This is a genomic window from Thorsellia kenyensis (assembly GCF_042432445.1).
Taxonomy (GTDB): Bacteria; Pseudomonadota; Gammaproteobacteria; order Enterobacterales; family Thorselliaceae; genus Thorsellia; species Thorsellia kenyensis.
Genome location: NZ_JBHLXE010000048.1, coordinates 74,032 through 87,435, shown reverse-complemented (window position 1 = coordinate 87,435; position 13,404 = coordinate 74,032). Strand labels below are relative to the sequence as shown.

At 34.5% G+C, this 13,404-nt stretch carries 14 protein-coding genes and 1 pseudogene; 11 read left to right on the top strand and 4 right to left on the bottom strand.

Translation table 11 applies throughout. The features are described 5' to 3' along the window. Nucleotide 1 precedes the first annotated feature (1 nt). Complete coding sequence (gene aat, locus ACFFIT_RS05065; RefSeq protein WP_385876566.1) at nucleotides 2–667, top strand: leucyl/phenylalanyl-tRNA--protein transferase; 666 nt, start codon at nucleotides 2–4, stop codon at nucleotides 665–667. A 159-nt stretch (nucleotides 668–826) separates the two neighbouring features. Here the strand turns inward: aat and ACFFIT_RS05060 are convergent, their stop codons facing one another. Both ACFFIT_RS05060 and rpoE read right to left on the bottom strand, forming a co-directional pair. Continuing rightward, nucleotides 827–1,534, bottom strand: coding sequence for an RseA family anti-sigma factor (locus ACFFIT_RS05060; protein WP_385876565.1), 708 nt, complete (start codon nucleotides 1,532–1,534; stop codon nucleotides 827–829). 56 nt (nucleotides 1,535–1,590) lie between these two features. Further along, nucleotides 1,591–2,172 carry an RNA polymerase sigma factor RpoE gene (rpoE, locus tag ACFFIT_RS05055; protein WP_385876564.1) on the bottom strand — a complete coding sequence of 194 codons (582 nt, stop codon included), beginning with the start codon at nucleotides 2,170–2,172 and terminating at the stop codon, nucleotides 1,591–1,593. A 632-nt stretch (nucleotides 2,173–2,804) separates the two neighbouring features. Between rpoE and trxB the strand changes: the two genes are divergently transcribed. The 10 genes and pseudogenes from trxB to ACFFIT_RS05005 all read left to right on the top strand — a co-directional run. Further along, on the top strand, nucleotides 2,805–3,818 hold the full coding sequence (gene trxB, locus ACFFIT_RS05050; protein WP_385876563.1) for a thioredoxin-disulfide reductase: 1,014 nt from the start codon (nucleotides 2,805–2,807) through the stop codon (nucleotides 3,816–3,818). Next, nucleotides 3,811–5,286, top strand: a complete 1,476-nt coding sequence (gene rng, locus ACFFIT_RS05045) for a ribonuclease G (RefSeq protein WP_385876562.1) — start codon at nucleotides 3,811–3,813, stop codon at nucleotides 5,284–5,286. The genes trxB and rng overlap by 8 nt, the downstream gene beginning before the upstream one ends. Before the next feature lie 304 nt (nucleotides 5,287–5,590). Then, entirely contained in the window at nucleotides 5,591–5,734 is a 144-nt protein-coding gene (gene rpmH / locus ACFFIT_RS05040) for a 50S ribosomal protein L34 (protein WP_385876561.1), read from the top strand. A 61-nt stretch (nucleotides 5,735–5,795) separates the two neighbouring features. Then, nucleotides 5,796–6,155, top strand: coding sequence for a ribonuclease P protein component (rnpA, locus tag ACFFIT_RS05035; RefSeq protein ID WP_385876560.1), 360 nt, complete (start codon nucleotides 5,796–5,798; stop codon nucleotides 6,153–6,155). Continuing rightward, nucleotides 6,119–6,430, top strand: a complete 312-nt coding sequence (yidD, locus tag ACFFIT_RS05030; protein WP_385876559.1) for a membrane protein insertion efficiency factor YidD — start codon at nucleotides 6,119–6,121, stop codon at nucleotides 6,428–6,430. Before rnpA ends, yidD begins: the two co-directional genes overlap by 37 nt. 37 nt (nucleotides 6,431–6,467) lie before the next feature. Then, nucleotides 6,468–8,090, top strand: a complete 1,623-nt coding sequence (gene yidC, locus ACFFIT_RS05025; protein WP_385876558.1) for a membrane protein insertase YidC — start codon at nucleotides 6,468–6,470, stop codon at nucleotides 8,088–8,090. Between the two features lie 133 nt (nucleotides 8,091–8,223). Beyond that, the gene (locus ACFFIT_RS05020; protein WP_385876557.1) at nucleotides 8,224–8,826 is read left to right on the top strand and encodes an acyl carrier protein phosphodiesterase; all 603 of its coding nucleotides are present in this window, start codon (nucleotides 8,224–8,226) and stop codon (nucleotides 8,824–8,826) included. Nucleotides 8,827–8,870: 44 nt separating this feature from the next. Then, nucleotides 8,871–9,542 (top strand): hypothetical protein, encoded by a 672-nt coding sequence (locus ACFFIT_RS05015; RefSeq protein WP_385876556.1) that lies wholly within the window; start codon nucleotides 8,871–8,873, stop codon nucleotides 9,540–9,542. A 44-nt stretch (nucleotides 9,543–9,586) separates the two neighbouring features. After that, nucleotides 9,587–10,675, top strand: coding sequence for a 3-phosphoserine/phosphohydroxythreonine transaminase (gene serC / locus ACFFIT_RS05010; RefSeq protein WP_385876555.1), 1,089 nt, complete (start codon nucleotides 9,587–9,589; stop codon nucleotides 10,673–10,675). A gap of 626 nt (nucleotides 10,676–11,301) precedes the next feature. Next, a pseudogene (locus ACFFIT_RS05005) lies at nucleotides 11,302–11,400 on the top strand (IS5/IS1182 family transposase); the annotation flags it as partial. 265 nt (nucleotides 11,401–11,665) lie between these two features. On the opposite strand, the gene ACFFIT_RS05000 reads toward ACFFIT_RS05005, so the two are convergent. Continuing rightward, complete coding sequence (locus tag ACFFIT_RS05000; protein WP_385876554.1) at nucleotides 11,666–12,457, bottom strand: DNA alkylation repair protein; 792 nt, start codon at nucleotides 12,455–12,457, stop codon at nucleotides 11,666–11,668. A 37-nt stretch (nucleotides 12,458–12,494) separates the two neighbouring features. After that, on the bottom strand, nucleotides 12,495–12,974 hold the full coding sequence (locus tag ACFFIT_RS04995; protein WP_385876553.1) for a MarR family winged helix-turn-helix transcriptional regulator: 480 nt from the start codon (nucleotides 12,972–12,974) through the stop codon (nucleotides 12,495–12,497). Nucleotides 12,975–13,404: the final 430 nt, after the last annotated feature.

Sequence of the window (13,404 nt, the reverse complement as noted above, 5' to 3'; positions counted from 1 at the left end):
GATGCATAAGCGGCTACTTTTATTGTCTCATATTGATAATTTGCCTGATCCTAACAGTGCACTTGAAGAGCCTAATGGGCTGGTAGCAATAAGCGAACAATTGACTCTAAAGCATTTAAAAAAAGCTTACAGTACAGGTATTTTTCCTTGGTATAGTGAAGGTGAGCCGGTGATGTGGTGGTCTCCTGATCCGCGGGCTGTACTTTTTGTTCATGATTATAAACCAAATAAGCGTTTTATTAGATTCTTAAAAGCAAGTCATTGGAGGGTAACTTTTAATCATGCTTTTGAACAGGTTGTTAGGCAGTGTGCAGTCAGAGAAGAGGGTACTTGGATCTCAGCGGAGATTATCAAGTACTATACTGCTTTAGCTAAAAAAGGGATGGCATCAAGTGTTGAAGTTTGGGATGATGAGCAATTAATCGGCGGTCTTTATGGCATACATCAAGGTAAAGTATTTTGTGGTGAATCAATGTTCAGTATAAAAAGCAATGCTTCTAAAGTGGCTTTTCACTCGATGGTACAAGAATTTAAATTACTTGGCGGTGAATTAATTGATTGCCAGATTTTGAATCCTCATACAGAGTCACTTGGAGCTATAGAGATCCCAAGAAGTGAATTTCTTTACTATTTAAAAATGTATCAAAATCAAGATGTTAGATTTTAATTTGTGAGTTTAATTCGCCATTGATAATTTTCATTAGATAAAAGCTAAAAATTAAGATTGATGAGAGCTAAAGGGCAATTAAATTAAATCTACAATTCACTCTATTATCCCCTCAAATAAACAATAAATACAAGCAATTTAAGGGGACAAACTTATATGTTATTGAGTGCTAATTAGCTCTTCGCCAAGTTTTTGAGTACCAGGTACAGATAAACCTACTTGAACTTCGGATTTAGTAGGTTCAGATTGGTTTTTACCTAATCTCTTTTGCAACTCATAATCCTGCAATAGTGCATTGATACGTTGTCTTTGCTCTTGTATTTGCAGTTGTCTTTGACTAATTGAATGAGTTGAATCAGAAGATGAACCAGGAACACCAAGGCTTACCGCTGTTGCTTCACCAATAATTGGTAAAGTATTGAATGTTGGGTTTTCACTAAACTGAAGTGTATTTTCCGCGTCAGATTTATTAATTTGCTGTACACCAATAATTAAAGCAAAAGCAAAAGAAGCAGCTAGACCAAACTGTAAAACATTTTGACCGAAGGTATTTAGCCTTCTTTTTGGTTCAACATTGCTTTTGCTTGATTTAGTTTTAGCCTGGGTTGAGCCATTAAAAATAATTGGTTCATCTTTTAATCGTTCTGCTACTTTATCCGCTATGTCAAGAGCAGTGAATTGCTCTTCTGTTGCTTGCAATTTTAAAGAATTTGCAACCTCTGCTCTGAGAGTATCTCTCATTAAATGATAACGCGACCATGTGTTGCGTAAATCGGCGTCTTTATTCATTTTGTTGATGAGTGAATTGGCAGTTTGATGATTGCTAATTTCACCATCCATTAATGCTGAAAGCGCTTCTTTTTGCATACTAAATTACCTTTAGTTAGTTAACGTTAAGTTTAAATATTAATTTAAACAAGATCTTACCGATTTTTTAAATGCGGTAAAATTAAATTATCGATATGTTCTCTTGCTCGAAATATACGAGAACGAACAGTACCAACAGGACAATTCATTTTTTCAGCAATCTCATCGTAACTTAGACCTTCTAATTCTCTGAGAACAATTGCTATTTTAAGATCATCAGGTAATGATTCAATTGCGGCAAAAACAACTTTATGCAATTGCTCTGAAATGATGATATTTTCAGGATTATCTATCGCATGCATATGCTCATTAGATTCTAAAAAAGAGGCATCATCAGAGTCAATATCCATTGAATCAATAGTTCTACTTTGTGCAGTAAGATGATTTTTAGCAACATTTACCGCAACACGGTATAACCATGTATAAAAAGCACTGTCTCCTCTAAAAGAATGCAGAGAGCGATATGCTTTTATAAAAACTTCCTGAGCAACATCTCCAATATCGCTTGGAGGAACAAATTTTGCCACAACATTTGCTATTTTACTCTGGTATCTGATGACAAGAAGATTAAATGCTTGTTGATCTCCAGATTGGACTTTTTCGACTAACATTTGATCTGTCAATTCTTCTTGCTTCATCTCTGACATCCTGTGTCTTACTTACTTAGTGTATTAAAAATACAACACAGTGAGTAAAATTGCTTACCTTACTTAGTCACTTTATTTTTTGAAAAGTTCCCTGAATTATGAGAAAAACTTTTAAATAACTTTACAAAAAACAATTTACTTTGTGTTATGTTATTAAAAAACAATGAGTTAAATGCATTCACTTACTTAATGTAAAGAAAATTTTGTTAAAAAAGGGACTCAACCCATTAAAAAAGAAACTATAAATACGCAACTTATAATTACTTTGAACAGTATTCTACCACAAAAAAAAAGGGTTTGGATAGATATTGAGAGGGGGGCGGTCACTGGACAATTATAAAAGTTTTTCGATTATACTCTGGAATAGATTAGACCGTTTTTTGAATTACACTATTTTGTCATTGTTTTTTTCTGTAAGAAAACCTATTATTCTGGTATCTGGATGGTTAAGCTGTTCTCTCTAAACTTATAAAATGGCGATACAAAATGGTTATACAAATTAAACGTAACACTTAATGCAGTGTGCAAATGAGCTATCAATTGATAATGCCTTCGATTTAATGATGCTCTTTTATTTGAACTTTTGAAAACATTGATAAATTTTACCTACAAATGGACTTATTATGCTAAAACCTTTATTTAATTCAACGACCCTATTAAACGCTACAACAAAAGAGAGTGCTAAAGTCATTAAGCATTCTAAATTGATTATTTTAGGTTCTGGACCAGCTGGATATACAGCCGCTATTTACGCGGCGAGGGCGAATTTAGAACCTTTACTCATTACCGGTATGGAAAAGGGGGGGCAGTTGATGACGACAACAGACGTTGAGAACTGGCCAGGAGATCCTTCAGGACTGCTTGGGCCTGCTTTAATGGATAGAATGCATCAACATGCAGAAAAATTTCAGACGCAAATAGAATTGGATCATATTCATCGTGTGAGTCTTAAAGAAAAGCCAATGAAGTTAGTTGGCGACAAGTATGAGTATACGTGTGATGCATTAATAATAGCGACAGGTGCTTCAGCTAAGTATTTAGGATTACCTTCAGAAACACTGTTTAAAGGTAAAGGTGTTTCTGCATGTGCTACCTGTGATGGTTTCTTTTATAAAAATAAAAAAGTTTGTCTCGTAGGTGGTGGAAATACGGCTGTAGAAGAGGCGTTATATCTTTCTAATATAGCAAGTGAAGTTCACTTAATCCACAGAAGAGAGAACTTTAAAGCAGAAAAAATTCAAGTAGATAGATTAATGAAACGTGTTGCTGAGGGGAAAATTATTTTGCACTTAAATCACATATTAGATGAAGTATTGGGTGATGATTCAGGAGTGACGGGAGTAAAGCTTGCTTCTACTGTGAATAATGAATTATCACAATTAGAAGTTCATGGTGTATTTATTGCTATTGGGCATTCGCCTAATACACAACTGTTTAAAGGTGAATTAGAACTTATTAATGACTATATAAAAATTAAATCAGGCACTGAAGGTTTTGCAACGCAAACGAGTATAGAGTCAGTGTTTGCTGCTGGAGATGTGACCGATCAAGTCTATAGACAAGCCATTACCTCGGCAGGTTCGGGCTGCATGGCTGCTTTAGATGCTGAAAAATACTTGGATGCTAAAGATGAGTGATTGTATTGAGCTTTTAATTAATATAACTCCCTCTGAAACACGCGTTGCACACATCGAAAATGGCTTATTACAAGAAATTCACATCGAACGAGAATCGAAACGTGGAATGGTGGGAAATATCTATAAAGGAAGAGTGATAAGAGTGCTTCCTGGCATGCAAGCTGCATTTGTTGATATTGGGTTGGATAAAGCTGCTTTTTTGCATGCTTCGGATATCATGCCTCATACTGAATGCGTTGCAGGCGATGAACAAAAGCAATTTCATGTCCATGATATTTCCAAATTAGTCAGTCAGGGTCAAGATATTATTGTCCAAGTTGTCAAAGATCCTTTGGGTACAAAAGGACCTAGATTAACCACAGATATAACAATTCCTTGTCGTTATCTTGTGCTGATGCCTGGAACTCCAAATGTGGGCGTTTCTCAACGGATTGAGAGTGATACAGAAAGAGAACGATTAAAAGAAATTGTAGCACCACATTGTGATGAATTTGGTGGCTTTATAGTGAGGACAGCTGCTGAGGGAGTTGGGGAAGAGGAGCTTATTCATGATGTGGTTTTTTTAAAAAGGCTATGGCAAAAAATTACAGAAAGAAAACAGAGATTAGGCAGTAGTAAACAGCTATATGCAGAATTGCCCCTTGAGCAAAGATTATTAAGAGATTTTTCTAAGGGGCATTTAGCTAAAATAAGGATAGATTCAAAAGAGTCTATGGATGAGTTGGTAAAATTTACCAATGAATATATTCCTGAATTAACCCAATTTATTGAACTCTACACCGGCAAACAGCCCATATTTGAGTTGCATGATGTTGAAAATGAAATTCAAAGGGCATTAAATAAGAAAGTTTTGATGAAATCAGGTGGGTATTTGATTATTGATCAAACTGAAGCTATGACGACCATTGATATCAACACAGGTGCTTTTGTTGGTCATAGAAATCTTGAAGATACAATATTTAATACTAATTTAGAAGCCACTCAGGTGATTGCAAGACAACTTAGATTAAGAAATTTAGGTGGGATCATTATAATAGATTTTATAGATATGAAGAATCCTGAACATCAGGAACGGGTGTTAAATGCTTTGAATGCAGCGCTTTCTTTTGATAGAGTTAAAACAGTAGTAAATGGCTTTTCGCAATTAGGCTTAGTTGAAATGACACGCAAAAGGACCCGTGAAAGTTTGGAACACATTTTATGTCAGCCTTGCCCTGCGTGTGAAGGGAGGGGGCGAGTAAAAAATATAGAAACTTTGTGTCATGATGTCATGAGAGAGATTGTTAGAATGAATCAATTATATCATGCTGATAGTTTTTTAATTTATGCGTCTAAAGAACTAGGAGAAGCTCTACAGGCTGAAGAAAGCCATAGTTTGGCGGAGTTAGGGATTTTTATAGGTAAACAAGTAAAAGTACAAATTGATCCCTTGTATTCACATGAGCAATTTGATGTTGTTCTCACTTAAGCTTTCGCTATGAGTATCAAGAGTATAGTGGTGGTGAGTAATAACCGAAAATTTCAAAAGATTTTCAACTAGATTTTTTCCAGTATATTCGTTGTCATTTCATACAAATTTGGGTCTCAATCTAAATGCCTTAAATAGGCGAAAAATAACGCACTTAAGTTTTTTTTTTAAATATATGTTTGCGATTTTGACATTACTCTGTATAATTCATCGACTTTAAGTGTATTGATGCGCAAGTTTTAAAGGGCTTTCAGTCTGCGTATCGATCTTGTGGTTTTAAATTTTAATATTATAGGTGATTATAATGAAACGTACTTTCCAACCTTCAAATACTAAACGCGTTCGTGCTCATGGTTTTCGTGCTCGCATGGCAACAAAAAATGGCCGTAAAGTTTTAGCAAACCGCCGTGCAAAAGGCCGTAAACGTTTAACAGTATCATCTAATTAATATTACGTACCTGATTTAAACTAACTCAGGTTTGACCTTTTTAAATCAGGTAATCATTATTGTGGTGAAACTGACATTTCCTCGGGTGTTGAGATTACTAACACCCAAACAATTCAGTCTTGTGTTTGAAATACCATCACGAGCAGGTACCCCCGAAGTAACAATTCTTGCCAGAAAAAATTCCCTAGATAACCCAAGACTTGGTTTGACCGTCGGTAAAAAACAGATCAAAAGGGCTCATGAAAGAAATAGAGTTAAGCGTCTAGTTCGAGAATCTTTTCGACTAAAGCAGCATGAATTGCCAGCGATGGACTTTGTGGTTATAGTGAAAAAGCCTGCTGAAAAATTAAGCAATAAAGAATTAGATTTAATTTTGGATAAATTATGGCACCGTCTGTCTCGTTTGGCTCTAAATGCTTGATCAAACTTGTTAAGGGTTATCAGCTTTTTATAAGTCCTTTATTTGGGCCGTCATGTCGGTTTTATCCTACTTGCTCGCATTATGCTATTGAAGCAATTGAGCGTTTTGGCATAATTAAAGGAATATTTTTAAGTGTAAAGCGACTTTCAAAATGCCATCCTTGGCATGAAGGTGGAGAGGATTTAGTTCCATGTAAACCGGTTAAGTTAAATAAAGATATACCAAAAAAGCAGACTTGTGCATGTTCAAAGGGGAAAAGGGAAACTCAGCCCTAAAATATTCAGTTTAATCAGTAGGAGAGAATGAAACGCAATGGAACAACAACGCCATCTTTTTTTGATTGCATTTCTTGTTGTAAGCTTTTTAGTTTGGAAAGCCTGGACAGATGATGCAACTAAAGCGCTTGAGCAAGCTAAAGCGATTGAACGTGTAACTATAGATCCTTTAGAGGTAGCAAAAACTGAAGGTAATTTAATTACAGTCAAAACCGATGTCTTAGAACTGACTATCAACACTTTAGGTGGTGATGTTATAAAAGCATCTTTATTGAATTATCCTGAAGCCCTCAATTCAGACACTCCTTTTAATCTACTGACTACATTACCTGGATATACCTATCACGCCCAAAGTGGATTAACAGGTCCGAACGCAATTGATACAAATGAAGGTAGAGCAAAATTTACCACCACACAAAATGAATTTGTATTAGAAGAAGGAAAAGATAGCTTAGTTGTCCCCCTTAGTTTCACCGCACAAGATGGTGCTGTGTATACAAAGAATTTCTTATTTCAACGCGGTCAGTATGTTATTGGAGTAGATTATAAAGTACAGAATAATACCAACGATCCATTAAGACTGCGCTTATATGGTCAATTGCAGCAATCAATTTCACTACCTAAGGGACGTGAAGGAGAAAGTGATAATTTTGCTTTGCACACCTATCGTGGTGCGGCCTATTCGACCACTGAAGATAAGTATAAGAAATATGGGTTTGATGACATCGAAGATGTTCAGTTAAATGTCGAAACACAAGGTGGCTGGATTGCCATGTTACAGCAATATTTTGCTACTGCGTGGATACCAAATAAAGAAGATAAGAATACTTTTTCAACTTATTTTAATGCGAGTACTGGTATTGCCTCTATCAATTTTATTGGAACTGAAATTGAAGTATTACCGGGCAATAATCATACATTTTCTTCTAGATTATGGGTTGGCCCTGAATTACAAGATGAGATGAAGAAAATAGCTGACAGTTTGGATTTAACCGTTGACTATGGTTGGTTGTGGTTCTTATCTCAACCACTATTTAAATTATTGAAAATAATTTATGGAATCGTAGGTAACTGGGGTTTTGCAATTATTGGTATTACTTTCATCGTAAGGGGTATTATGTATCCACTTACAAAAGCACAGTATACCTCTATGGCGAGAATGAAATTGCTTCAGCCAAGAATTCAAGAAATGCGTGAAAGATTTGGTGATGATCGCGCAAGAATGAGTCAAGAGATGATGAAACTCTACAAGGAAGAGAAAGTCAATCCGCTTAAAGGCTGTTTACCTGTTATTATCCAAATGCCAATCTTTTTATCACTTTACTATATGCTCATGAGTTCAGTGGAATTAAGACATGCTGACTTTATTTTCTGGATTAACGATCTCTCTGCACGTGATCCTTATTTCATCCTGCCGATACTTATGGGGGTGACTATGTTCTTTATACAGAAGTTTTCACCGACCACAGTAACAGATCCTATGCAACAAAAAATTATGACTTATATGCCAGTCGTATTTACTGTGTTTTTCTTATGGTTCCCTTCGGGGTTAGTTTTATACTATACCGTAAGTAATATCGTAACAATCGTTCAACAACAACTGATTTATCGTGGTCTTGAAAAACGGGGTCTTCACGTCAGAGAGAAAAAAGAAAAATAATTAAATCTTTTATTAGACGGTCTTTTTAAGGCCGTTTTTTTTGTCTTGCTAAAATCGAAAATTAAGAAACTGACCTGATGATTTTTATAGTACTGAAAGCATAATTGATTAAATCAATTGAACCTGAGGTTTTATGAATTTTTTAGCGCATGTCTATTTGTCAGACAACATCCCATTAAGAGCCATTGGTAATTTTATTGCTGATTCAGTGAAAGGAAAGGATTATCTCAATTATCATGGAGAGATGCGTATTGGTATTTTATTACACCGCAAAATTGATAGCTATACGGATGGACATCCTATTTTTAGACAAAGTGTTAGACGTCTGTTTGAACAATATAGGCACTATAGTCCTGTGATCGTTGATATGTTTTATGATCATTTTCTCGCCAAATATTTTAGCCAATTTCATTCAGTTAAGCTTGAAGTTTTCATCCGGAATTTTTATTTACAGCTAGAAGATCATCTGTCAATTTTACCTAAAAGCTCTCAAAGGATTGTCCCAATTTTATTAAGTGAAAATTGGTTTTTAAAGTATAAAACCATTGAAGGCTTGGAGGAAATTTTAGTGCAAATGGATAAGAGAAAGCCTCGCCAATCGATAATGCATCAATCGATAAGGGAATTACTATTAGATTATAGTGATTTTGAAAATGATTTTTTTCAGTTTATGCCATTAATAAAGACTTATGCAAAACACCAAGCAGATGACTTATTAATAAAAAATAACTTATAATTAAGTTTACTAGGGATGTTATCCTAATAGCAATAGGAAAGTTTATGTCAAATACAGAAGCACCACAAATTAGAAATATGAATGACTTAGCTGCAATGATGAGAATCATTGGTAATTTATTTTATCGTAATCCAGAATGCACAGTGTTAATTAGCCTTTATGATATGATTTTTGAAGGTAAAATTCAGTCTATTTGGCCTTTAAAGCATGATGATCTTTTTAAGCGATTAGAAAAATCGGATAAAGGGAAGATTATTTTGGAATACAAGAAATTATTTGAACTTCATAATGCACCGGTTTGCCTTGATATTATACATTTAATTGAGAATAATGAAAAAGAACAAGCTCTTGAATTTATAAATAGAGTAATTGAAGAGACAGCTATGCCTATCAGTCAGGAAAGTAACATAACACATTATGGCTTTTTATGGCTGCTTTTAGCATGGCTAGAGACTAAAAGAGAAGAACAAGTTTCTGAACAGCAAAGCTCAGGAAATTTAAGTGAACAAAAAAAACTGGTTTTAGAACAACTCAGTGAAAACCAGTCATTATTATTTTTTGATTTTATACTGCCATTAAGCAAAAAAATTCTTAGTAAAATAGAAACCTACAGTCAGAATGATTTTTATAAAGTACTGGCAACGATCACACGTGATCTTGTGGATGAATTTGAAATTGAATTATCAAACGATGAGCTTTCTAAGGCTATTGAATAAAATAATTTGCCATTTAATTGAAACTTTAATACAAAGGAGAGTTTATGAAGCCAGTATATAACTTTAGCGCAGGTCCTGCGATATTGCCAAGAGATGTTTTGCTTAAAGCACAATCTGAGCTCTTAGATTGGAAAAATCAAGGAACTTCGGTTATGGAAGTTAGTCATAGAGGTAAGCCATTTATGGATATTGCTGCTAAAGCTGAACAAGATTTACGGGACTTAATGAATATCCCTACTAATTATAAGATCTTATTTTGCCAAGGCGGAGGACGCGCACAATTTGCTGCAGTGCCATTAAATCTATTGGGTCATAAAACTACCGCTGATTATATTGATGGTGGGTACTGGGCTCATAGTGCGATCGAAGAAGCAACTAAATATTGCAAAGTGAATGCCATAAATATTAACCATATTCATCCGGATGGAATGAAAGGGGTCAAAGCAATGAAAGATTGGGCTGTATCTGATGATAGCGCATTTATTCATTATTGCCCTAATGAAACAATTGATGGAATTGCTATCCATGAAGCGCCAGATTTTGGAGATAAAGTTGTGGTTGCTGACTACTCATCCTCTATATTATCACGCGAAATTGATGTGACGCGTTTTGGTGTCATTTATGCTGGTGCACAAAAAAACATTGGCCCTGCAGGGTTAACCATCGTAATTATTAGGGAAGATTTACTTGATAGAGCTCATCTTCACACGCCATCGGTTTTAAATTATCAAGTACTTGCTAAAAATGACTCTATGTTTAATACTCCTCCTACGTTTGCTTGGTATATGACAGGACTTGTCTTTGAGTGGTTAAAACAACAAGGCGGCGTTAAAGGGATGGAAGCACGTAATGATGAAAAGCAAGCCTTACTTTATAAAACAATCGATGAAAATGATTTTTATATCAATCAAATTTGTGCACAAAATCGTTCATGGATGAATGTGCCATTTCAATTAGCTGACAATAGTTTAGACGCTCTGTTTTTAAAGGAAGCAGAACAAGAGGGTCTTCAAGCACTTAAAGGTCATAGAGCTGTTGGGGGCGTAAGAGCATCTATTTATAATGCGATGGGTTTAGATGGCGTTAAAGCACTGTGTGATTTTATGAATGAATTTGCTAGAAAAAGAGGATAGGCTTTTTAGAGTTGTTGGCATGAGATGAAAAAATAAGTAGGGCTAAGCGTCTGATAAATCAACAATTGAAATGAATAGAATTAATAAGTAGGCATGGCACATTAATAATTCGCTTATTAACCAATATTATTAAAGTGAAAGTGTCATGCCAAGATTAAATTTATCAGATATAAAGTGAGAGTACCAATAAGACTTTTTAAATACCTTAGTTTAGGTTATATCAAAGTATCATACCGATTATTGTTTGTGGCTGCTTGATATAAGTCCTCGCTGTTATCCCTGGCGTGAATTACCCTATTATGGGGGGCATTGGAATGATGTTTTAAACCATTTAATTGATGAGCTAATAAACAATGCTTTTTAGAGTTTTAAGGCAGTTGCCACGTACCGCAGATACAAAATGGGTTTTAGCTGAGGGTCAATTGGCACTGCACGTCAGCAGACTACCAGTGCAGTAAGAGATAGCTGTGAAGCTATTGTTAAAAGTTGTGGATGTAATTCTACTAAAATAAATCTTGTTATTGAAATTTTTTGACTCAAAAGTTTAAAGATAGATTGTTGTCAACTTTAACAAAACGTCCCTTATCCTAAAACTTATTTAAGCTAGGGAGTTAAAGCTCGGAGCAATTGATAAATACTTATTCAAAATACGGCACTTGGTTGGCAATGCTTTTGCTAAAATAAAGCAATATAGAGTAATTGTAACTTGGTATGATAAATTCCAAATGTGTTTTAGTTAGAAGATTGAAACTTCTTTTATTGTGATGTTGTCATGCAGATAGGCCAAATATGGTCTCAAAATATCAATAGCACCAAAAAATAACTAATGATCATTAATCTAACAAAGATAAACACCTCTCTATAATATATGTTAGAACTCTAACCTAAGATTAGGTAAAGTTAGCCCAAGAGAAACGGATTTAATCATCACTTAAACAATGATAGTATGGCAAAAAGATAGATAGAATTTCTTACAATAATTCAATGATCTCATTGAACTTTTAATGTGTCATTCAAAAATTTTTTATTTATTGTTCTTAATGCTTGCTTGACAATACGCTGAGTATAGGGGGTTTCACTTTCTGTCAACCATCTTGAGCATAAGTTAAATACAAAGGAAGGGGAGCTTTTACTCGCATCATTTAACCAGTTAGCAACGGAATCTTGGACATATTTTTCAGGTTCATTTTTTAATGGTTCAAGTATTATCAAAGCCATTTGTGGTGTTTTTTTGAGTTCAGCAATATGCTTACACCAAACCCCTCTGGGTCTTAAGCATTCAACAGCAAAACGTCTCATTAGGGGATTTAAATCCTCTACCCATGGTGACAATAATTTTATTGAGGTGGTTAATTCTAAAGCTAATTTTTCTCGTATCGCCATCCAAGCCCATTCTCGAACGCCAAAGTGATTATCAATGGCAAAAAGTTTAATTTTGTCTAATAGCTCAGGCACTGAAAGGTCAGGTGTTTGGAAAGCTAAACTAAAGCAGACCCATCCCCTCACTGTGTCTGATGGATGTTTTGACAGGTATGCATACGCTTCATTTGTAATATTTCCATGGGTAATTGCATCAGCTAGAACTTTTCCTATCCCTTTCATTTTTGATAAAATACCTTCTGTTGAATTCTTGTCAAGTGCAATTAGCATTTCATTCAAAGAAGATTGTTCACAAAATTCCGCAATAACCGATTTAAAAAGAAATTCTTGGTTTATTTGTAAACATTCCTGAAGATGGGTAGTGCTTTCAAGGCCTTGATTTAATTTATCTAATCTTTGCATTGCTGATTTTCTCAATTCATTATTTATCAATGACTACTTAATTTTTGGATACAGTGATTTTATTTAACAGGTTTGTTAAGGTCTCTAGTTCAAGAACAGAAAACTGCTTGGTAATACTTTCAATCCAAGAAATATGATCTTGAAATAGATTCATGATTAACTTTTTTCCTTTTTCAGTCAGTTTAATATCCACTTGTCGTCCATCCTGACTGGTTTTATTTTTATAAACTAATTCGTCCTTAAGTAAAGAGTGGATTAAAGATGTCATTGTAGGTTTAGTCACCCCGCATAACGTTGCAATTTTTTTTGACGACAGTACATCATATTCCAACAAAAGCGTAAGAATCATGAATCTACTCTCAGATAATTGATGTTCTCCTAATTTTTTAGCACAAGCTTGATTTATTTTGTCTGCATAGGAAAGTAGCATAAAACAAGCCTCAATACCCACAAGATTGTTTATATGCTGCTTTTTTAAAATACTCGTTAATGTTCTATATTTTGATTCTAAATACATAAAAATAGTCCGCTTATAATTTAGTTAGCCACCTAACTAAATTATAAGCGCGTAACACTTGTAGTGTCAAATTTTTTTGCAAGTACAAGGTATTTTATTTTTACTCAAAATACATATAACTTATTTGAACTGAGATACATAAATCCTCTACTATTTAAAAAAGTGTTAATTCATTTTTTATATATTCTAGTTATAGGAAATGTTCCGATTAGAGGATATAAATTTAAAAAGTAAATTATTGATTGTAAGGTTAAATTATGGATTGACCTAATCAGACCACACAGAACATTAGTTGTGTATTATGCAAGACTCCCTATTTCAAGAGATGAAAAATACTAGATTTAGCTCTATTCTTCTTTATACCTCGATTGTTAGGGACTTTAAACAGTATTGTATGCGAGATAGTTTTTGAAAAATCCACGATAGCCAA